Source organism: Bradyrhizobium sp. B025, from assembly GCF_042257955.1.
Lineage (GTDB): Bacteria > Pseudomonadota > Alphaproteobacteria > Rhizobiales > Xanthobacteraceae > Bradyrhizobium > Bradyrhizobium diazoefficiens.
Window position 1 is genome coordinate 835,947 of sequence record NZ_CP170150.1, and the last position, 20,861, is coordinate 856,807.

The window sequence follows — 20,861 nt, forward strand, 5'->3', positions numbered from 1 at the left end:
CATGAGCGCGTATATCGCCCGCCGCATCCTCCTGATGATCCCGACATTGCTCGGGATCCTCTTCGTCTCCTTCGTCGTCGTGCAGTTCGCGCCTGGCGGTCCTGTCGAGCGCGTGATTGCGCAACTCTCCGGCGCCGATACCGGCGGCACCTCGCGCATTTCGGGCGGTAGCGACTTTGCGCAGCGTGCGCCGGGGCAAGTCGGCGCGGGCGGCGATTCCATCAACTCGAAATATCGCGGCGCGCAGGGGCTCGATCCTGATTTCATCAAGAAGCTGGAGGCGCAATTCGGCTTCGACAAGCCCGCACCGGAACGCTTCGCGCTGATGGTGTGGAATTTCGCCCGCTTCGATTTCGGCAAGAGCTATTTTCGCGACGTCAGCGTGATTCAGCTGATCAAGGAGAAGCTGCCGGTCTCGATTTCGCTCGGCATCTGGTTGACGCTGATCACCTATCTGATCTCGATTCCGCTCGGCATCCGCAAGGCGGTGAAGGACGGCACGCGGTTTGACACCTGGACGTCGACCATTCTCGTGCTGGGCTATGCCATTCCCGGCTTTCTGTTCGCAATCCTCCTCATCATCCTGTTTGCCGGCGGCTCCTTCTTTAACTGGTTCCCGCTGCGCGGACTGACTTCGGACGGCTGGTCGCAGTTTCCCTGGTACTGGAAGATCCTCGATTATTTCTGGCACCTGACGCTGCCTCTGATCGCCATGGGGCTCGGCGCGTTCACCACCATGACGTTCCTGACCAAGAATTCGTTTTTGGACGAGATTCGCAAGCAATACGTCATGACCGCGCGCGCCAAGGGCTGCAGCGAGGGCCGGGTGCTTTACGGCCACGTCTTCCGCAATGCGATGCTGATCGTGATCGCCGGATTCCCCGGGACCTTCATCCACGCCTTCTTCTCAGGCTCGCTTCTGATCGAGACCATCTTCTCGCTGGACGGGCTCGGGCTGCTGAGCTTCGAGAGCGTGCTCAACCGCGACTATCCCGTGGTGTTCGGCACGCTCTACATCTTTTCGTTGGTCGGCCTCGTGATCAACCTGATCTCCGACCTGACCTATATGTGGATCGACCCCCGGATCGATTTCGAGGCGCGGGAGGTCTGATGACGGTTATCGCGCCGACGCCGATCGAGACCACGACCCAGTCTCCGCTGGGCGAGATCGTTCCGATCACGCGAAAGCCGTTCGCGCCTTCGCCGCTGAACAGGCGGCGATGGCAGAACTTCAAGGCCAACCGCCGCGGCTATTGGTCGTTCTGGATATTCATCGCCCTCTTCGTGATCTCGCTGTTCGCCGAGCTGATCGCCAACGATCGACCTTTCCTGGTCAAATTCGACGGCCGTCTCTATTGGCCCGCCTTCGTGACCTATTCGGAAACCACCTTCGGCGGCGATTTCGAGACGGCGGCCGACTACCGCGACCCCTACTTGCAGAAGCTCATCAAGGACAAGGGCGGCGCCATCGTCTGGCCCCTGATCCGCTATTCCTACGACACCCACAATCTCGACTTGCCGACGCCGGCGCCGTCGCCGCCGACCTGGATGCTCACCGAAGCGCAATGCAAGCCGGTGGTCGAGAAGAAGGGGCTGAAGAGCTGCCGCGACCTCGAATACAACTGGTTAGGTACGGACGACCAGGGGCGCGACGTGGTGGCGCGGCTGATCTATGGCTTCCGCATCTCGGTGCTGTTCGGCCTTTGCCTCACGATCATCTCATCCGTCATCGGCATCGCAGCGGGAGCGGTGCAGGGCTATTTCGGCGGCCGGGTCGATCTCATCTTCCAGCGCTTCATCGAGATATGGACGGCAATTCCGTCGCTCTATCTTCTCTTGATCCTGTCCTCGGTCCTCGTGCCCGGCTTCTTCGTGCTGCTCGGCATCCTGCTGCTGTTCTCCTGGGTCTCGCTGGTCGGTCTCGTGCGGGCCGAGTTCCTGCGCGGGCGCAACTTCGAATACATCCAGGCCGCCCGCGCGCTCGGCGTCTCCAACCCGGTCATCATGTTCCGTCACCTGCTGCCGAACGCGATGGTCGCGACCATGACGTTCCTGCCGTTCATCGTCTCCTCGTCGGTGATGACGCTGACGGCACTCGACTTCCTTGGCTTCGGCCTGCCGCCGGGCTCACCATCGCTCGGCGAGCTGCTGTCACAGGCCAAGTCCAACGTGCAGGCGCCGTGGCTCGGTTTCTCCGGCTTCTTCTCGGTCGCGATCATGCTGTCGCTCCTGATCTTCATCGGCGAAGCCGTGCGCGACGCCTTCGATCCGCGCAAGACGTTCAGGTAAGCCAATGGACGCGATCAACCAGCCCCTGCTTGCCGTGCGCGACCTTTCGGTGGCCTTCCACCAGGGGGGTGCCACGACACTCGCGGTCGACAAGGTCTCGTTCCAGATCAAGCGCGGCGAATGCCTGGCGCTGGTCGGCGAATCCGGCTCCGGCAAGTCCGTGAGCGCGCTCTCGATCCTGAAGCTGCTGCCCTATCCGAACGCCTCGCATCCCTCGGGAAGCATCCGCTTCAAGGGACAGGAGCTGATCGACCAGTCCGAGCAGCAGATGCGGGAGGTCCGCGGCAGCGACATCTCCATCATCTTCCAGGAGCCGATGACCTCGCTCAATCCGCTGCACACGATCGAGGCGCAGATCGGCGAGATCATCCAGCTGCACAATCCCACCAGCAACGCGCTGGCGCGCAAGCGGACGCTGGAGCTGCTGACCCAGGTCGGCATCCCCGATCCGGAGACGCGGCTCAACAGCTATCCGCACCAGCTCTCAGGAGGCCAGCGCCAGCGCGTGATGATCGCGATGGCGCTCGCCAACGAGCCCGATCTGCTGATCGCCGACGAGCCGACCACGGCGCTCGACGTCACCGTGCAGGCGCAGATCCTGGCGCTGCTCGCCGAGATCCGCGCGCGGCTCGGCATGAGCCTGCTCTTCATCACCCATGATCTCGGCATCGTGCGCCGCATCGCCGACCACGTTTGCGTCATGAAGAGCGGCGAGATCGTCGAGCAGGGGCCGGTCGAGCAGGTGTTCAAGACGCCGAAGCATCCCTATACGCGCGACCTGCTCGCGGCCGAGCCGAAGCCGGATCCCGCGCCGCCGCAGCCGAATGCGCCGGTGGTGATGTCGGCCGACGATCTGAAAGTGTGGTTTCCGATCAAGCGCGGCTTGATGCGCAAGACGGTCGGCCACATCAAGGCGGTCGACGGCGTCAGCCTCGCCGTGCGCAAGGGCGAGACGCTCGGCGTCGTCGGCGAATCCGGCTCGGGCAAGACCACGCTGGGGCTGGCGCTGCTGCGGCTGATCTCCTCGAACGGGCGCATCGTGTTCCTGGGGAGAGACATCCAGGGCCTGCGCTTCAAGGAGATGCGGCCCTTCCGGCGCGACATGCAGATCGTGTTCCAGGATCCGTTCGGCTCGCTCAGCCCGCGCATGTCGGTCGCCGACATCATCGCCGAAGGCCTCACCGTGCATCAGCCGAAACTGTCGGGCGAGGAGCGTGAGGTGCGCGTCGTCAAGGCGCTCGAGGATGTCGGACTGAAACCAGACACCCGCTACCGCTATCCGCATGAGTTTTCCGGTGGCCAGCGCCAGCGCATCTCGATCGCGCGCGCGGTGGTGCTGGAGCCGGATTTCGTCGTGCTGGACGAGCCGACCAGCGCGCTCGACATGCTGTTCCAGGCGCAGATGGTCGATCTGTTGCGCGAGCTGCAGCGCAAGCGCGATCTCACCTACATGTTCATCTCGCACGATTTGCGCGTCGTCGCCTCGCTCGCCAGCCATCTGATCGTGATGCGCGGCGGCAAGGTGGTCGAGGAGGGGCAGGCGGCCGAGCTGTTCAAGAACCCGAAGAGCGATTACACGCGCGCGCTGTTCGCGGCAGCCTTCCGGCTGGAGACGGCCGGGAATGGATCGGTGGCGACGTAGCCCGGCATTCCGGTCGCGCGACAGCGCGAGCCCCAGGGACGCTTCTGCTGGTGGCCGAAGCGGACCGCACCTACCAGTTGCGTTGATCTACGCGGCGCGTTCCTTGTCTAATTGTTCCTCGACCGTGGTCGCTGTTTCTTCCAACTTCTTTTCGTAATTGCCCGCGAGCTTCTCAATACTATCGGCCCACATCCTCAGCATTGAGACCTGAAAGTGGATCATCGGCATCAAGGCATTCATGCCGATTGCTGTCGCTGCGGCGATGCGCCGTTGTGGGTCGCTCGCGAGATGGTTTGCAGTAACGGTCTTGTCTGCCATGCTGTTCGCTCCTTCGCGCTGGTGTTATGGCCTAAAGTCACCTCTCGGGTTGTGAATTGCGTGCTTCCAAACACTCGGCCAAAACTTGATCTGCCGCGAGTCGCGCACATTGGTCGTCATGCAATTCATCCAGTTTTTTCAAGTAGGCGACTGCGGCGATTTGCAGGAGATCGAAATCATCTTCGCCGGTATCGCGAAGACTGGCGATGTAGCGATAGAGGGCGGAACGCCTGTTATCATTCTCGCTGATGCCGCTGTGGAGCAGCAGGTAGTTCCGCCAAGCGAACGCACACGCGCCTTCTCTGGCCTGAGAACTCATGGGGCACCTCCCAAAGGCAGAAAGACTGACGACATGTTTCGTTCCGCAATTCTCCCAATTGTAACGTTGTTCCGTAGTTGCGCCGCGAGATGCCTATCAGCCGGGGCGGGTTGCCTTTCGAGTGACGGGTTGCCCGAATGATCGTGCGTGTATTCCCTGGAAAATGAGCCTGGGGAACGTACGAGACTTCCGGTTCTCTCTGCGCTGGAGTGTCGCAGCCCGCTTCGCTCAAATATGTCGATATCCACGGTAATATCTGGCCGTCGAGCTTACCGCGGAGGCGGTGATGGCTTCAAAGCTGTCTTCTGGCACCGTTGTCTTGCTACTGGTTGGAGCAACGGTGCTTTTGATCGCAAGGCCACCTGTGTGGATGCTGCTGCTGCTCGGTTCCTTCGCGCTGGCGGCGCTGTATATCGTCGTGCGAACAAAGTCGCGTTACGATCCGCTCGATCCACGCTTCGGCAGCTGCATCCCTCCGATTTCCAAGCCGAAGGCCAGCGCCGGTAATGTGCCCAAGCAACGTGGCGACGTCTGACATCCATCAGATGCGGATCCGCTTCCAAGACCGACATTCGGCCATACCGGTTTCAACGTCGCCTTCGGAGAGTAAAGCGGACGCGGCAAATTAGCGGTGAATTATGAGCACACGCCCTAGTCATCTGGAACGCAAGTTCGTCACATTAGTTGATAGCTCGAATCTCTACAGAGGAGAGAGCTCGTGGCGAATGCAGGTGAGCGAGGCCGGCCGATCGCGCCGCTGGTTCTTAGCCCGCAGGAGCGGGCGTACTTGGAGAGGCAGGTTCGTCGTCATCGCGTTGCCCGATCGCTATCTGAGCGCTGCCGCGCGATCCTGCGGTGTGCGGATGGCTTGCCAAGCAAGTCGGTAGCTGCCGAACTCGGCCTCCACGAACACACGGTTGGCAAGTGGCGCCGCCGATTTTTGAAGGACCGCTGTGATGGCCTGCTTGACGAAGCCCGCCCTGGCCGTCCTCGAACCATCAACGACGATCAGGTTGCTGAGGTAATCGAGCGGACATTGCGTACGACGCCGCGCGACGCGACGCACTGGTCGATCCGCTCGATGGCCGCCGAAACTGGCTTTTCTCACACCACGATCCGCCGAATGTGGACGGCGTTCGGCTTGCAGCCGCACCGCAGCCAGACATTCAAGCTGTCGAGCGATCCCCTATTCGTCGATAAGGTGCGCGATATTGTCGGGCTTTACCTGTCCCCACCGAACCGAGCCCTTGTCCTCAGCATCGACGAGAAGAGCCAGATCCAGGCCCTGGATCGCGAGCAGCCGGTCCTGCCGATGATGCCGGGCGTGCCGGAACGTCGCACCCACAGCTATGTGCGGCATGGTACGACCACGCTGTTTGCCGCGCTCGATGTCGCTTCCGGCTTTGTCATTGGCAAATGCTACAAGCGCCATCGGGCGGTCGAGTTCTTGAAGTTCCTCAAAGAGATCGACGCTCAAATCCCTGAGGGGCTCGCTGTCCATATCATCATGGACAACTACGCCACCCACAAGACACCCAAGATCAAAGCGTGGCTCGCTCGCCGGCCGCACTATCATGTCCACTTCACGCCGACTTCCGCGTCATGGATCAATCAGATCGAGCGCTGGTTCGCTGAGCTCACCAGAAAGCAAATCCAGCGAGGTGTTCACACCTCCGTCAGGCAACTCGAGGCCGACATCCGTACCTTCATCGAACTGCACAACAATAACCCGAAGCCCTTCAAATGGACCAAGTCCGCAGACCAGATCTTGGCTTCCGTCAAACGCTTCTGCCACAAAGCCCAGCAGACTTTATGTGGCGAACTTTAGATTCACGTGACTAGAGCCGCTTGATCGCCACGACCTCGCTGCCGGCCTGCTTGATCCGTGCAATGGCCGGCTCGATCGGCTCGATCACCGTCGCCATATGATGCGCGTTGGCGTGAACCATGGTGCCGGCGTCGCGGACGATGGCGACGTGGCCCTTCCAGAAGATTAGGTCGCCGCGTTGCAGCTTGCTCTGCCCGTGAGGCTCCAGGGCTCGTCCAAGGCCGGCCTGCTGCATGTCGCTGTCGCGCGGGCAGCCGGTGCCGGCCGCCGTCAGCGAGACCTGCACGAGACCCGAGCAATCGATGCCGAGGCTGCTCTTGCCGCCCCAGAGGTAGGGCGTGCCGACGAAGCGTTCGGCCACCGCAACGAAGTCCGGCTCGCGATGATCGAGCGGGCCGAGATGCGCCTTCGGCAGATAAGCTCCGTCGCGCGTCACCGCGAAGCTGCCGTCCTCGCGCGCCACCGCAATCTTCGATCCCATCACGAGCGTGCCGGCTGGCGGCAGCTTGATCGAGGGGCCCGGGAACGCAAACGTCCGCAGCGCGCTGACCTTGTGCGTCGGGGCGGCCGTCGGCTTCGTGAGCGCCGCATCGGGAAGCCAGCCGACATAGCCGTCACTTCCCAGCTGGCCCCAGGCCCAGCCCTCGCCATTGCGATCGTAGACCGTGACGCGCTCGCCGCGCAGCGCCTCCGTCATCAGCATCGCGTCCGAGGACGGCTGTTCGCGCACCGCTGCAATTGCGTCCGTCACCTCGAATTCCTCGCCGGTGACGAAACGCTCCGCCTGCACCTTGCCTTCGAGATATTTGGCGGCGAGGTCGGCCCGCGCCGGTGTCAGCCTTGGATCGTGTCCTGGATCATGCATAGCGCTCGCTCAGCAATGTGTAGATGGCGCGCGCGGCCTGGCACTCGCCGCCTTCGGGGCGCGCAGGCTTCGCCGACGGCGTCCAGCCATAGATGTCGACATGCAGCCAGCTCTTGGCCTGCTCGACGAAGCGTTGCAGGAACAGCGCGCAGGTGATCGAGCCGGCAAAGCCGCCGGACGGTGCGTTGGTGATGGTGGCGGTCTTGGAGTCCAGCCACGCATCGTAGGCCGGCCACAGCGGCATGCGCCACAACGGATCGTTCTCCTTGACGGCGCAGCGCGCGACGTCGGCGGCAAGCGTCTCATCATTGGTGTAAAAGGGCGGTAAATCCGGCCCCAGCGCGACGCGTGCAGCTCCCGTCAGCGTGCCGAGATCGATCAGCAGGTCGGGCTTCTCCTCGTCGGCGAGCGCCAGGGCATCGGCGAGCACCAGCCGCCCTTCAGCATCCGTGTTGCCGATCTCGACCGTGATCCCCTTGCGCGATGTAAAAATGTCGAGCGGGCGGAAGGCATTGCCGGCGACCGCATTCTCGACCGCCGGAATCAGCACGCGCAGCCGGACCTTCAGCTTCGCGTCCATCACCATGCGCGCGAGCGCCAGAACGTTGGCGGCGCCGCCCATGTCCTTCTTCATGATCAGCATGCCGCTCGACGGCTTCAGGTCGAGCCCGCCGGTGTCGAAGCACACGCCCTTGCCGACCAGCGTCACCTTGGGATGGGCGGGATCGCCCCAGCCGATGTCGATCAGTCGCGGCGCGCGGTCCGAGGCCATACCGACGGCGTGAATCAGGGGAAAATCCGTCCTCAGATCCTCGCCGATGGTGCAGGCAAAGCTCGCGCCGAATTCGCTGGCGAGCTCTTGGGCGGCTGCGGCGAGCTCCTCCGGCCCCATGTCGTTGGACGGCGTGTTGATGAGGTCGCGCGCCAGCATCGCGGCATCGGCCATGCGGCTGATCTCGACGGCGTCGACGCCGTCAGGCGGCACCAGGCGGACATCGGGGCTATCCGCCTTGCGGTAGCGGGCGAAGCGGTAGCAGCCGAGCGCGAAGGCGAGTGCGGCGAGCCGTGCATCGTGCGGTGCATTGGCAAAGCGATAGGTGCCCGGCGGCAACAGGCCGGGCAGGGCGCCCGGCCGGAACAGGTCGCGGGATCTTGCGCCCTCGTCCTCGAGGCCGAACAGCACTTGCGCGATCGTACCGTCGGGGGCGGGCAGGGCGAGATAGCCGCCCGGCTTGGCGGCGAAGGCGTTCGCCGTGGCGAACTGGCGTTGCGCCGGCGGCAGCGTCTCGGCGACCTGATCCCAGCTCGACTTGGTGACGAAGGTGATCGGGATGGCGGTCGGCGACGTCTCGAAGACAGAAGGCATTGGCGGGTCCAGGTCGTCAGATCAAGCTGGTTATGCGGATGAGGGAGACTTCGCAGAGTTTTGCGGTGGCCGCAATCGGCTTTGCCGTCACCGTTGAGCGAGCGGCTACTCGCAGCAAGGGGGCCATGCTAGGTTCCGGCAACGGCCGCCAGGTGCAAGGAGATCGCCGGTGGCCGAAAGCGAAGCCTGCCGGGAGGAAATGCAATGGACGTCGTGTGGAGTATGGTCACTTTCATCGGCCAGGTCGTCGAGGCGATTTTCAGCTATGTCGAGCATCATCATTGGATCTTCGCGTTCCTTGCCGGCGGCTACGTCTTCTATCTCCACGACCGCTCCGTCCATGCGCGCTTCGACGCGCTCGACAAGCGCGTCGACGAAATCCGCAAGCGGCTTGCCATCGAATATTGATCGGGTGAAACGAAACCGGCGACGGGCAGATCTCCAGACCTGAACGAGCAGGTGAAGGCGTTCGGCCTCGACCTCGGTCTCGGCGGAGAGGTGCCGCCGCAGACGCCGTCGTGAGGGGCATCCCGGCGTTAACCGGCCATTAGGGTTAACAGTCTATTGCTGGCGCGTTCGGCTCGATCCATCCGCTCGAGAGTCAAAGCGTCATGCGTCAACGGTTCAGTCCTGCCCGGCTTCTCGCATCTGCCTCGCTCGTTGCGGTGGTGGCCATGAGCCTCGGCGGCTGCACGGCAATGTCAAAGCTCTCCGACGTCACCGGATCGATCGGGTCGCGCGCGGAGGCCCCCCCTCCAAGCGATCCCGCAGGCGCCGTCGAAGTCTATGGCGAGCGTTACCGTGCCAATCCCAAGGACGCCGAGGCCGCGCTCGGCTATGGTCAGGCCTTGCGCGCCAACGGCCAGCGCGCCCAGGCCGCCGCCGTTCTCGAGCAGGCGACCATCGCCAATCCCGGCAACAAGGCGCTGCTCGCCCAGTACGGCCGTGCACTCGCCGACAACGGCAATTTCCAGCAGGCCTTCGACGTGCTGTCGAAAGCGCATTCACCCGACAATCCGGACTGGCGTCTGCTCTCGGTGCAGGGCACGGCGCTCGATCAGATGGGCCGTCACGATGAGGCGCGTTCCTATTATGCGAGCGCGCTGAAGATCGCGCCGGGCGATCCCGGCGTGCTGTCCAATCTCGGCCTGTCCTACATGCTGTCGAGAGACCTTCCCAAGGCCGAAGAGGCGTTGCGGCAGGCCTACGCCTCGCCGCGCGCGAGCGCGCGGGTGCGGCAGAATCTCGGCCTGGTCGTCGGTCTCCAGGGCCGCTTTGCCGAAGCCGAGACTATCGTGAAGGCGGACCTGCCGCCGGAGCAGGCCGCAGCCAACGTCGCCTATCTCAAGGAAATGCTGAGCCGCAGCGACGTCCCACGCGGCGCACCGAAGCGGACGCCCGTCGCCGCGCTCAGCCGACCCGACTGATCCGACCCGATCGTCTCATCCTGAAGCCGCTCGCGCGAACCGCACGCGGCTCAAGTCTTGCGTCACTGCATCTCGGAGATCTTGATGCCGGTCGGCCCGAGAATGACGACGAACAGCACCGGCAGGAAGAACAGGATCATCGGCACCGTCAGCTTCGGCGGCAGCGCAGCGGCCTTCTTCTCGGCCTCGGTCATGCGCATGTCGCGGTTTTCCTGCGCCATGACGCGCAGGGAATGTCCGAGCGGAGTGCCGTAACGTTCCGCCTGCTGGAGCGCCAGACACACCGACTTGACGCCCTCGAGCCCGGTGCGCCGCGCCAGGTTCTCATAGGCGACCTTGCGGTCCTGCAAATAGGACAGCTCGGCGGTGGTCAGCGTGAACTCTTCCGACAGCGCGATCGACTGGCCGACGATTTCGGTGGCGACTTTCCGGAATGCCATTTCGACCGACATGCCGGATTCGATGCAGATCAGCAGCAGGTCGAGCGCGTCGGGAAAGGCGCGCTTGATCGAAAGCTGGCGCTTGGAGATCGCGTTCTTGAGGAACAGCATCGGGGCCTGAAGCCCGAGATAGGCGGCGCCGATGCAGATGCCGATCTTGACCGGCACCGGTTTCTCCATATGCGCGATCAGGAACACGTACAGGACCGAGCCCACGAACAGGGTGATCGGAGCGACCATGCGCGCAAACAGGAAGGTGATGTAGGGCGCCTGACCGCGGTAGCCGGCCATGATGAGCTTGTCGCGGGCAGCTTCCTGCGCGAGCCATTTGGTGAGGTTGAAATCCTCGACGACCTTGGAGACGAGCTGCTTCGGGGTCTGGCGCAGCGAGACCTTCTCGCTCTTGTTGAGGCGCTCGCGCTCGCGCTGCCGGATCCGCTCGCGCTCGCTCGCCACCGCCTTCATGCGCTTGGAGAGGCCTTCGCCGGCGAACAGCGGCATCACCAGCGTATAGACGGTAGCGCTGGCGGCGATGGCCGCCAGCAGCATGGTCATGAAACGGACGTCATGCAGTTTCGAAACCAGAAATTCGACCATACGCCACCGTCAGAAATCGAAGTTGATCATCTTCTTCATCACCATGATGCCGACCGACATCCAGACGACGCAGCCGACCAGCATGAGCTGGCCGGTAGGATGGGTCCACAGCAGGGAGATGTAGTGCGGCGTCGTGAGATAGACGAGAAACATCACGATCGGCGGCAGCGAGCCGATGATGGCGGCCGAAGCCTTGGCCTCCATCGACATCGCCTGGATCTTTTCCCTCATCTTCTTGCGGTCGCGCAGCACCTTGGAGAGGTTGCCCAGCGCTTCGGAGAGGTTGCCGCCCGACTTCTGCTGGATCGAGATGACGATGCCGAAGAAATTGGCTTCCGGCAGCGGCATGCGATCGTAGAGGCGCGAGCAGGCTTCGCCGAGCGGCATGCCGATCGCCTGCGTCTCGATGATGGCCAGGAACTCGCTGCGCAGCGGCTCGGGCGAATCGGCGGCGACCACCTTGATCGATTCGAACAGCGGCAGGCCCGCCTTGATGCCGCGGACGATCACGTCGACGGCGTCGGGCAGCGCGGCCAGGAATTTGCTTTCGCGGCGCTTCTTCAGGAAGCTGAGTGCCCAGCGCGGCAAGCCGAAGCCGCCGGCGAAGGCGAGGCCGGCGCCGCCGAGCAGGCCGCCACCGACGAACATGGCGGCTACGAACAGCACGCCCGCCACGACGGCGGACACGATCCAGAATTTCTGCGGCGTCCAGTCCAGCCCCGCCTGCGACAGGCGGATGTTGAGCGGAACGCTCTTCTCCTGCTGACGTCGTGCCTCGAGATCCTTCAGCGAAGTCTCGACCTGCTCACGGCGCGAGCGCTGGCTCTTTTCGGTCTGCTTGGCCGCGGGCGCGTCGGCGCGCGCGATCGAGGCACGGCGGTTTTCCGCCTTCCGCTCCCCGGACAGCAACGGATAGAGGAAGACCCAGGCGATGCCGCCGACAGCGGCGGTGGCGAGGAACGCGAGGGCGAGGACCTGCATGTTCATGGCGGCGCTGACCTGCTCACGTCGTTGGCGCCACTTCCGCCGCATCGAGTGCGGCGGCAAGGCGCTTCTCGTCGCCGTAATAGCGAGCGCGTTCCCAGAACTTCGGACGGCCGATGCCGGTCGAGCGGTGCCGCCCGATGATCTTGCCGTTCGCGTCCTCGCCGATCATGTCGTAGAGGAAGATGTCCTGGGTGATGATGGTGTCGCCTTCCATGCCCATCACCTCGGTGATGTGCGTGATGCGGCGCGAGCCGTCGCGCAGGCGCGCGGCCTGGACGATGACGTCGATCGAGGCGCAGATCATCTCGCGGATGGTCCGCGACGGCAGCGAGAAGCCGCCCATCGTGATCATGGATTCGCAGCGCGACAGCGCCTCGCGCGGGTTGTTGGCGTGCAGCGTGCCCATCGAGCCGTCATGGCCGGTGTTCATGGCCTGAAGCAGGTCGAACGCCTCGGGTCCGCGGACCTCGCCGACGATGATGCGTTCGGGGCGCATACGCAGGCAGTTGCGCACCAGCTCGCGCATGGTGATCTGGCCCTCGCCCTCGATGTTGGGCGGGCGGGTTTCGAGCCGCACCACGTGGGGCTGCTGGAGCTGAAGCTCGGCCGCGTCCTCGCAGGTGATGATGCGCTCGTCGTGCTCGATGTAGTTGGTGAGGCAGTTGAGCAGCGTGGTCTTGCCCGAGCCGGTACCGCCGGAGATCAGCACGTTGCAGCGGACGCGGCCGATGATCTGGAGGATCTCGGCGCCCTCCGGCGAGATTGCGCCGAACTTGACGAGCTGATCCAGGGTCAGCTTGTCCTTCTTGAACTTGCGGATGGTGAGTGCGGGCCCGTCGATCGACAGCGGCGGCACGATCGCGTTGACACGGGAGCCATCGGCAAGGCGCGCGTCGCAGATCGGCGAGGATTCGTCGACGCGCCGGCCGACCTGGCTGACGATGCGCTGGCAGATGTTGAGGAGCTGCTGGTTGTCGCGGAAGCGGATACCGGTGCGCTGGATCTTGCCGCCGACTTCGATGTAGACGGTGTTGGCGCCGTTGACCATGATGTCGGCGATGTCGTCGCGCGACAACAGCGGCTCCAGCGGGCCGTAGCCGAGCACGTCGTTGCAGATGTCGTCGAGCAGCTCTTCCTGCTCGGCGATCGACATCACGATGTTCTTGATCGCGATGATCTCGTTGACGATGTCGCGGATTTCCTCGCGGGCCGATTCCGAATCGAGCTTGGCGAGCTGGGCGAGGTCGATGGCCTCGATCAGCGCGCCGAAGATGGTCGCCTTGACCTCGTAGTAATTGTCCGAGCGGCGGGTTTCCATCGCCGGCGCAGGCCTCGCCGGGGCAAGCGGCGGCGAGGCGACGGCCGGCGGGGGCGGCGCGCGCGACACCGTCGGCGCCAGAGCCGGGGCAGGCTCTGGCGACACGGCGCCGGGCTTCGGGGCCCGAAGGTCGGTGTCTGTTCCGCTACGCTTACCGAACACTTAACGACTCCATGCGGCGGCTTATTTTCCCCGCAACTTATCAATCAGGGGTGAAAGCAGGGACGACTTTTGTTTCTTCGTTTCGCTGCGGCCGGTCAGGCGCTGGGCGATCTGGAGGAACATCTCGATCGATTTGTGGTTGGCGGAGATCTCCGCGATCATCTGGCCGTTGTTGGCCGCCGAGCCGAAGATCTGCGGCTCGAACGGGATCGAGACGACCGGCTGGCTCTCGATCGCCTTGGCGAACTCCGTAGCGGCGATTTCGGGACGTTTCGGCACTCCGACCTGGTTCAGGCAGTAGAGCGGCGGCCGGTCGTTGGGGCGCGAGGCCTTCAGCAGGTCGAACAGGTTCTTGGTATTGCGCAAATTGGCGAGGTCGGGCGCCGCCACGATCAGGATGTCATCCGCCCCGATCAGAGCGCGCTTGGTCCAGCCCGACCATTGGTGCGGGATGTCGAGCACGATGCAGGGCATGGTGGAGCGCAGCGTGTCGAACACGGAATCGAAGGCGTCGGTGCCGAAATCATAGACCCGGTCCAGCGTCGCCGGCGCCGCCAGCAGGCTGAGGTGGTCGGTGCATTTCGACAGCAGGCGGTCGATGAAGGCGGTATCGACGCGATCGGGCGAGAACACGGCGTCCGCAATGCCTTGCGGCGGGTCCTGGTTGTAGTCGAGCCCGGCGGTGCCGAAGGCGAGGTCGAGATCGGCGACGACCGCGTCCATCGCGAGGTCGCGCGCGATCGCCCAGGCGACGTTATGGGAGATGGTGGACGCGCCGACGCCGCCCTTGGCGCCGACCACGGCGATGATGCGGCCGACCGCCTTGGCTTCCGGCGCGGAGAACAGGTTGCAGATCGAGCGCACGACGTCGATCGCGCCAACCGGCGCGAGCACGTAGTCGCTGACGCCGCGGCGCACCAGCTCGCGATAGAGCATGACGTCGTTGATGCGGCCGATCACGACCACGCGGGTGCCGGCGTCGCAGACGGTGGCGAGCTGGTCGAGCCCGCCCAGGAGGTCGTTGCGGCCGTCGCTCTCGAGCACGATCACGTTCGGCGTGGGCGCCGAGCGGTAGGCTTCGACCGCAGCCGCCATGCCGCCCATCTGGATCTTCAGGTGGGCCTTGCCGAGACGGCGATCCTCGCCGGCCGACTGTACCGCGGCAGCAGTTTCCACGGTCTCGCAGAAGGCCTGGACCGAGACGCGCGGCGCAGGCGCGATATGCTCCTCGGCCGGCGGCGGAGCTGCTTCCGGCTGCTCTTCGTGTGTTTGCCTGGCGTAGCTGATCATTTGCCGGTGTCGCTGAGTTTGGCCCTGTCGGCCTCAGGATAGGAGACCGCCGTCGGTACTCCCTTGCGATACTTCTCGAACGCGGCGGTGCGCCGTGTCGTATAGGAAGGTGTCTCCGGCCGCGGCTGCTCGAGGTCCGAGGGATTGTCGACCATGGCTGCGAGGTTGCGCTGATAGGCGCAGCCGTAATTGTAGTATTCCTTGTTCTCGAACCAGCCCTTGTTCTTCATCGAGGGGCCGATGTCCTCCGGCCACAGGCCGCAGGGGCCCGCGACTGCGGCGATCTTGGAATAGGTCAGCCGGATCGGCGGCAGGAAGCGCTTGTCTTCCGGCTGGTAGGGGCGGGCGATGATGCCGCGCGGCGGAACGCCCGCCGCCGCCAGCATCGCCTGGATCTCACGCATCGACTCCGCGACCGGACGCGCGTTGGGCGTGCCGGACGGCACGTCGATATGGATGGCGCCGGTGCCCTCATGCAGCCAGGCCGATGCCAGGCCCATCACGTCGGCGCGCTGGGCCGCGGTCAACCCGCCGCGGGCGTGGCCGACGAAGACGACGATCGAGCGGTTCTGCTCCTCGATCGCGATCGGATGACGCTGCTTGTAGCTGTCGGGAATGGAGGCGGTGACCGCTTCGTCGTGCTGGCAGCCGCCGAGCGCAAGCGCGATGCCGACGAGCGCGCCACCGAAGCCGATGGCGCCTCTGCGAATCTGGGGTGGTCTTGTGGTCATAACGAAGTCCCCGTTCCGCCTTAGTCGGTGATGAAGCCGTAGGTGCCGCGGTAGTTCCGGCCCGGCTCGGTCCGGCCAGGCACGCCGTAGATGCGGTTGATGTTGCCGAGCAGCTCGACCTGCGGATCGGCAGGCGCGGAGAATCCGTCATCCGGCCGCGACAGATCCTTTTGCGCCACCGCGCGAACGATATAGGGCGTCACGATCACGACCAGCTCGGTCGCGTTGTTGACGAAGTCGCGGCTGCGGAACAGCGTGCCGAGGATCGGGAGCTGCATCAGGCCCGGCAGCCCGCTGACCGCCTGCTTGGTCTGCTGCTGGATCAGGCCGGCCATCGCCATCGCGCCGCCGGAGGGAATCTCCAGCGACGTCTCCGCCCGGCGGGTCTTGATCGAAGGCACCGTGAGCGAGTTCACCGACGTCGAGGTCACGGCCTGCGACAGCGTGATCGCATTCTCGTTCGACAGTTCCGAGACCTCGGTCATCACCCGCAGGCTGATCTTGCCCTCGGTCAGCACCACGGGCGTGAAGTTGAGCGAGATGCCGAACTTCTTGAAGCTGATCTGGGTTGTACAGACATGCGTCGTGGGATCGCACGCATAGCCCGCCGGTACCGGGAATTCACCGCCGGCGATGAAGGTCGCCGACTCGCCGGAGATCGCGGTCAGGTTCGGCTCGGCCAGCGTCCGGATCACGCCGGCGGTCTCCATCGCGCGCAGGGTGGCCTGCACCGACGGCGTCGCGCCGAACTTCGTGGTCAGACTGTTGCCGTCCACCAGATTTTTGCCGAGAGCGGTGAACGGGTTGGAGTTGCTGAAGGTCACCACGGAGGTGCCGTAGTTGAGGTTGGCGGTGAGGTCGATGCCGAGCTGCTTGACGATGCTGCGCGCGACTTCGGCGACCGTCACCTTGAGCATGACCTGGTCGCGGCCGCGGACCACGATCGAGTTCACGACCTTGTCGGCGCCGCCGGCGAGGCGCGCGGCGAGATCGTTGGCCTGCTGCGCTTCCATCGGATTCGCCGCCGTGCCGGTCAGCACGATGCCTTCGCCGAGGCCGTCGATCTGGATGTCGGAATTGGGCAGGATCTGCTTCAGCGCGGCGCGCACGCCGTTGAGGTCACGCTTGACCGCGATGTCATAGGCCGCGATCTGCTGGCCGGCGGAATCGAAGAACACGATGTTGGTCTGCCCGACCGCGGCGCCGATGATGTAGGCGCGCTGCGACGAGCGGACCACCGCATTGGCGATCTTGGGGTCGGCGACCAGCACATCCTTGATGTCGCGCGGAAGGTCGATCACGATGGACTTGCCGACGCCGAGCGAGAGGAAGCGCGCGTTCATCTGGCCGTCGGCCGCGACCGGCGCTGCGGGGCGGTAGTCGGCGGCGACCACGGGGGTCAGTGCCGGGTTGAGCACCAGCGCGAGGGCGGCCGAAAACGACAGGGCGCGGACCATTGAGGTTCGCATCGTCGCCAAATCTGCCCTGCATTTCATATCGACTGACCTCATCGTGCCTTCGCCGTCGAGCTTGGGATACCGTAGCGAATGATCGAAACGCCATCGCGCCTCTGTGCGGGATCATCGAGCGTGATCTCGCTCATCTTGACGTCGACGATGCTGCGCAGCGCCAGCGACAGCGTGCCGCTCTGGCGGGCGGCGGAAAGCGTCGCCGTCTGCGTGGGGTTGAGCTCGAGGGTGGCGGTCTTGCCGACCACCGTATTCTGGCCGTCCTTCTCCTTCGGCGCCTGGTCGATGGCCAGGACGCGGATGTTGGCCAGGATGATCTCGGACGTGACGATATCGGGGGCGCCGTTGCTCGGGTCCGGGTTCTTGAGGCGGCGCGTCAGAAGCACGTCGACGCGATCGTTGGGCAGGATGAAGCCGCCTGCGCCGGTCTCCGGCGAGATCTCGGTCGAGATCGCGCGCATGCCGGTGGGCAGGATTGCCGCCATGAAGCCGGAGCCTTCGGCCTTGACCAGTTTCTGGTCGCGGATCGGCTCACCCTGGATGAAGGGGGCGCGCGCGATCGAGCCGGTCACCTGGGTCACGCCCTCGGGGCGCTCGTTGCGGCGGATGAAGGTGGCGCTGGCGGTCGCGGCCGGCCAGGTCTGCCATTGCACGTCTTCCGGTTTCACAGTCTGGCCGAGGCCGATGTCGTTCTTGGCCACCAGCACGTCGACGGTTGGAAGCTGCGCGACCGGAGCCGCCGGAGGCGGCGCAGAATTGTCCGAGCCGCTCGCCAGGTACGCGGCGACACCGCCGGCGCAGATGGCGACCGTCAGGACGACAATGCGTGCCCTATTCATACGCTTCACTTTCCAACAAACGCCGCGACGCAGCCGCCGCCGTAATCGGCAGTTGACCAGCTATTCGTCAAAGCATGGTTAATGAGGCGTATCTAAATCGCCTTAACGCCTGGTTTACCCGGAGCGTTCAACGCAGTGCGAGATGAGCGAGGTCGATCGCCTTCACCCACTCGGTTTCCGGGTAGACCATCAGCGCGCTCAGTGCGAGCGCGATGCCATAGGGAATGCCGCTCTCCTTGGCGTGCAGTCGCGCAAGCCAGGCCTGGCCCGCGAGGCCGTAGGGCAGCGGCCATTGCCGGAACTGGAGCAGGAGCAGCGTCAGCGCTCCGCCGAACAGCGAGGCGTAGAGCAGGAAGTTCATCAATGGCGCGAAGCCGAACCAGAGCGCGACGGAGGCCGCGACCTTGGCGTCGCCGCCGCCGACCCAGCCCATCGCAAAGCAGGTGAAGGCCACGACCAGGACAAGCGCGCCGGCGCCGACATGGCCCAGCATCTCGTAAGGTGCCATGCCACCGGAGAGGGCGAGCGCGAAGAAGCCTGCGACCAGCGCCAGCGAGACGCGGTTCGAGATCGTCATCGTGAAGAGATCGCTCGCGGCGGCGAACGCCATCAGGGCCGGGAAGAGCAGAAGGCGCGCAAGGTCGAGGATCATGGGCTGCGTCTTGAGGCCTGGGTTCGTCGCGATATCTGGCGTCGCCCGATGCTACCCTGCAGAGCTAAACAAACCGACAACGGCGGCTGTGGCCTCGACAGGGCGGATCGGGCGAGGCGTGCTCACCAGAGGCTGGCAATGCGCGCGGCGAGTGCGAGCGTCGCAAGCAGCAGTGCAAGGCAGACCCAGTAGGCCGGCGAGCTGGTCTGCGCCGCCTCCGCCTCGCTCGCCGCAACCGCGGCATCGGTTCTGTACTTGCGTGACGCCACTGGAACTCGCCGTACTCAGAAAAACAAAGGCCCCGGATGTCCGGGGCTTTTGCCGTCGCCTGTCGGTCGCTTACTTCAGCGAGGTGCTGATCGAGGTGAACTTGGTGTTCAGCGTGCTGCCGAGGTTGTTGACGACGGTGATGATGGCCAGCGCGATGCCGGCGGCGATCAGGCCGTATTCGATGGCGGTGGCGCCGGATTCATCCTTGGCGAAACGCGCAATCAGGTTCTTCATGAACAAACTCCATCTGGGGTTGGATCGCCTCGTTCGGCGCTGTCTTTGACGCTATGAGCATGAAAGCCGAGCTCTTTCGGTAGAGTTAATTCGATCGTGCAAACCCGATCCCTGCGCGATGCTTTTGCCCAGAGTGAATTTCGCCTTAAAGCCCGCTGGAATTCGCTGCGGTTCTAACGTACCGCAAGTGCGTCGCCGGCTTCACCCTCCCTTAAATTTCGCGGAGTAGGCGTAGGAGGAGGACCAGCAATCCGGAAGAGAGGCGACGATGTCGAGCCTGCCCATGCAAGTCGCCCTGATGCTCGGCGAGACCATCGCGAAGGTGGTCCCCATCACCCTCGCGCTCGCGGCGGTCTTCACCGTGCTCGAGCATTTCTGGGCCTGCAATCCCGGCACGCCCTGGTGGCGCAAGCGGGAGATCGTCACCGACATCTGCTATTGGTTCTTCGTTCCGGTGTTCGCCCGCACCATGCGGATCGGGCTCTTGATCGTCGGCGCGAGTCTCCTCTTCAACATCCACGATGCCGACGGTCTCATCGCCTTCTACGACAATGGCCACGGCCCGCTGGCGCTATTGCCACTCTGGGCCCAGGCTGTCCTCTTCCTGGTCCTGTCGGATTTCATGCTGTACTGGCTGCACCGGTTGTTCCACGGCGGCGAGTTCTGGAAGTATCACGCGATCCATCACTCCTCGGAGGAGATCAGCTGGATTTCGGCGGCCCGCTTCCATCCCGTCAATCTCGTGCTCGGCTCGATCGGGGTCGACGTCGTGCTGCTGATGGCCGGCATTTCCCCGAATGTCATGATCTGGCTTGCCCCGTTCACGACCTTCCACTCGGCCTTCGTGCACGCCAATCTGAACTGGACCTTCGGACCGTTCAAATACGTGCTGGCGACGCCGGTGTTCCACCGCTGGCACCACACCTCGCTCGAGGAGGGCGGCGACACCAATTTCGCCGGGACCTTCCCGCTCTGGGACGTGCTGTTCGGCACCTTCCGCATGCCGGAGGGGCAACTGCCGCAGGATTACGGCAAGGACGAAGCGACCATGCCCAGGGAGATCGCGGGCCAGCTCGCTTATCCGTTCCGCCGCTAGCACGACCGCGAGGACTTTAAAACGCCAGTCCGCTCAAACAATAGTCGGCGAATTTGCGGAACGTTCACGAATTGAGGGCAGGTTAGCGCGGTCGGGCACCGGCTCCGCTGTATCAATCGCTTCTGCCGGTTTGTGACGTCCCGGGGGTAAGAGTATGCGTAAAGAACTGCTGCGCCGCCATGCGCGCGTGTGTCTTCTGGTTGCGGCCGCGGTGCTGGCATCGCCGGCTGCCGGTCTTGCCGAATCCACCGCCGATACCATCGCCGTCAATGTCGACCAGGCCAAGCTGGTCCGGCTGCCCGGCAAGGTTGCGACCATCGTGGTCGGCAATCCCCTGATCGCCGACGTCACGCTCCAGCCCGGCGGCATGATCGTCGTGACCGGGAAGGGCTACGGCGCCACCAATTTCATCGCGCTCGACAGGGGCGGCGAGATCCTGGTCGACCGCCAGATCCAGGTCGAAGGTCCGAGCGACCGGCTCGTCACCGTCTACCGCGGGGTCGAGCGTGAGTCCTATAGCTGCATGCCGATTTGCCAGCGTCGCGTGACGCTGGGCGACAGCGACAACTTCTTCAACACCACGATGAGCCAGGCCGGTTCGCTGAGCAGCAATGCCAGCGGCAACGCCGGCGCGGGCGCCAAGACCAACTAGCAGGACCGCCCCGTTCTTCGAACATGAAAAAAGGCCGTGCGTCGCGCACGGCCTTTTCTGTTGCGTTGGC

The 20,861-nt window shown here is 64.2% G+C and carries 23 protein-coding genes; 9 read left to right on the top strand and 14 right to left on the bottom strand.

All coding sequences use genetic code 11. The features are described 5' to 3' along the window. The first annotated feature begins 1 nt into the window (after position 1). From ACE10W_RS03970 to ACE10W_RS03980, 3 genes are read left to right on the top strand one after another with little or no spacing between them, the layout of a single operon-like run. Complete coding sequence (locus ACE10W_RS03970; protein WP_011084243.1) at positions 2-1,111, top strand: microcin C ABC transporter permease YejB; 1,110 nt, start codon at positions 2-4, stop codon at positions 1,109-1,111. Then, a complete protein-coding gene (locus ACE10W_RS03975; RefSeq protein ID WP_028173513.1) occupies positions 1,111-2,289 on the top strand; it encodes an ABC transporter permease in 1,179 nt (392 codons plus the stop codon). The genes ACE10W_RS03970 and ACE10W_RS03975 overlap by 1 nt, the downstream gene beginning before the upstream one ends. Positions 2,290-2,293: 4 nt before the next feature. After that, the gene (locus ACE10W_RS03980; RefSeq protein WP_038965361.1) at positions 2,294-3,931 is read left to right on the top strand and encodes an ABC transporter ATP-binding protein; all 1,638 of its coding nucleotides are present in this window, start codon (positions 2,294-2,296) and stop codon (positions 3,929-3,931) included. Between the two features lie 87 nt (positions 3,932-4,018). Here the strand turns inward: ACE10W_RS03980 and ACE10W_RS03985 are convergent, their stop codons facing one another. Next, positions 4,019-4,249: a hypothetical protein gene (locus ACE10W_RS03985; RefSeq protein WP_304550836.1), complete on the bottom strand. Its 231-nt coding sequence runs from the start codon at positions 4,247-4,249 to the stop codon at positions 4,019-4,021. 37 nt (positions 4,250-4,286) lie between these two features. Further along, the gene (locus tag ACE10W_RS03990) at positions 4,287-4,568 is read right to left on the bottom strand and encodes a hypothetical protein (protein ID WP_082755581.1); all 282 of its coding nucleotides are present in this window, start codon (positions 4,566-4,568) and stop codon (positions 4,287-4,289) included. A gap of 286 nt (positions 4,569-4,854) precedes the next feature. Between ACE10W_RS03990 and ACE10W_RS03995 the strand changes: the two genes are divergently transcribed. Both ACE10W_RS03995 and ACE10W_RS04000 read left to right on the top strand, forming a co-directional pair. Next, entirely contained in the window at positions 4,855-5,103 is a 249-nt protein-coding gene (locus ACE10W_RS03995) for a hypothetical protein (RefSeq protein ID WP_304550837.1), read from the top strand. A gap of 183 nt (positions 5,104-5,286) precedes the next feature. Beyond that, positions 5,287-6,396, top strand: a complete 1,110-nt coding sequence (locus ACE10W_RS04000; protein WP_304548173.1) for an IS630 family transposase — start codon at positions 5,287-5,289, stop codon at positions 6,394-6,396. Between the two features lie 10 nt (positions 6,397-6,406). Here the strand turns inward: ACE10W_RS04000 and ACE10W_RS04005 are convergent, their stop codons facing one another. Both ACE10W_RS04005 and ACE10W_RS04010 read right to left on the bottom strand, forming a co-directional pair. Then, a complete protein-coding gene (locus tag ACE10W_RS04005) occupies positions 6,407-7,261 on the bottom strand; it encodes a C40 family peptidase (protein WP_304550838.1) in 855 nt (284 codons plus the stop codon). Next, positions 7,254-8,627 (bottom strand): M17 family metallopeptidase, encoded by a 1,374-nt coding sequence (locus ACE10W_RS04010; RefSeq protein ID WP_304550839.1) that lies wholly within the window; start codon positions 8,625-8,627, stop codon positions 7,254-7,256. Before ACE10W_RS04010 ends, ACE10W_RS04005 begins: the two co-directional genes overlap by 8 nt. A gap of 204 nt (positions 8,628-8,831) precedes the next feature. Between ACE10W_RS04010 and ACE10W_RS04015 the strand changes: the two genes are divergently transcribed. Both ACE10W_RS04015 and ACE10W_RS04020 read left to right on the top strand, forming a co-directional pair. Further along, positions 8,832-9,035 carry a hypothetical protein gene (locus ACE10W_RS04015; RefSeq protein WP_011084249.1) on the top strand — a complete coding sequence of 68 codons (204 nt, stop codon included), beginning with the start codon at positions 8,832-8,834 and terminating at the stop codon, positions 9,033-9,035. Positions 9,036-9,238: 203 nt separating this feature from the next. Beyond that, positions 9,239-10,054, top strand: coding sequence for a tetratricopeptide repeat protein (locus ACE10W_RS04020; protein ID WP_028173507.1), 816 nt, complete (start codon positions 9,239-9,241; stop codon positions 10,052-10,054). Positions 10,055-10,116: 62 nt separating this feature from the next. Here the strand turns inward: ACE10W_RS04020 and ACE10W_RS04025 are convergent, their stop codons facing one another. From ACE10W_RS04025 to ACE10W_RS04070, 10 genes are all read right to left on the bottom strand, one after another. Further along, positions 10,117-11,091 (bottom strand): type II secretion system F family protein, encoded by a 975-nt coding sequence (locus ACE10W_RS04025; RefSeq protein WP_011084251.1) that lies wholly within the window; start codon positions 11,089-11,091, stop codon positions 10,117-10,119. 9 nt (positions 11,092-11,100) lie between these two features. Beyond that, on the bottom strand, positions 11,101-12,078 hold the full coding sequence (locus tag ACE10W_RS04030; protein WP_028173506.1) for a type II secretion system F family protein: 978 nt from the start codon (positions 12,076-12,078) through the stop codon (positions 11,101-11,103). Positions 12,079-12,094: 16 nt separating this feature from the next. Further along, complete coding sequence (locus tag ACE10W_RS04035) at positions 12,095-13,558, bottom strand: CpaF family protein (protein ID WP_011084253.1); 1,464 nt, start codon at positions 13,556-13,558, stop codon at positions 12,095-12,097. 21 nt (positions 13,559-13,579) lie between these two features. Continuing rightward, positions 13,580-14,848 (bottom strand): AAA family ATPase, encoded by a 1,269-nt coding sequence (locus tag ACE10W_RS04040; protein ID WP_011084254.1) that lies wholly within the window; start codon positions 14,846-14,848, stop codon positions 13,580-13,582. Further along, entirely contained in the window at positions 14,845-15,579 is a 735-nt protein-coding gene (locus tag ACE10W_RS04045; RefSeq protein WP_161536623.1) for a CpaD family pilus assembly protein, read from the bottom strand. Before ACE10W_RS04045 ends, ACE10W_RS04040 begins: the two co-directional genes overlap by 4 nt. A 20-nt stretch (positions 15,580-15,599) precedes the next feature. Next, positions 15,600-17,075, bottom strand: coding sequence for a type II and III secretion system protein family protein (locus tag ACE10W_RS04050; protein WP_028173504.1), 1,476 nt, complete (start codon positions 17,073-17,075; stop codon positions 15,600-15,602). 11 nt (positions 17,076-17,086) lie between these two features. Beyond that, on the bottom strand, positions 17,087-17,887 hold the full coding sequence (gene cpaB / locus ACE10W_RS04055) for a Flp pilus assembly protein CpaB (protein ID WP_304550840.1): 801 nt from the start codon (positions 17,885-17,887) through the stop codon (positions 17,087-17,089). 127 nt (positions 17,888-18,014) lie between these two features. After that, positions 18,015-18,539 carry a prepilin peptidase gene (locus ACE10W_RS04060; protein ID WP_060909182.1) on the bottom strand — a complete coding sequence of 175 codons (525 nt, stop codon included), beginning with the start codon at positions 18,537-18,539 and terminating at the stop codon, positions 18,015-18,017. Positions 18,540-18,661: 122 nt separating this feature from the next. Then, complete coding sequence (locus tag ACE10W_RS04065) at positions 18,662-18,808, bottom strand: hypothetical protein (protein ID WP_304550841.1); 147 nt, start codon at positions 18,806-18,808, stop codon at positions 18,662-18,664. Between the two features lie 70 nt (positions 18,809-18,878). After that, entirely contained in the window at positions 18,879-19,043 is a 165-nt protein-coding gene (locus tag ACE10W_RS04070) for a Flp family type IVb pilin (RefSeq protein WP_011084259.1), read from the bottom strand. 268 nt (positions 19,044-19,311) lie between these two features. Between ACE10W_RS04070 and ACE10W_RS04075 the strand changes: the two genes are divergently transcribed. Next, complete coding sequence (locus ACE10W_RS04075; RefSeq protein ID WP_011084260.1) at positions 19,312-20,139, top strand: sterol desaturase family protein; 828 nt, start codon at positions 19,312-19,314, stop codon at positions 20,137-20,139. A gap of 154 nt (positions 20,140-20,293) precedes the next feature. After that, positions 20,294-20,791, top strand: coding sequence for a pilus assembly protein N-terminal domain-containing protein (locus ACE10W_RS04080; RefSeq protein WP_011084261.1), 498 nt, complete (start codon positions 20,294-20,296; stop codon positions 20,789-20,791). Positions 20,792-20,861: the final 70 nt, after the last annotated feature.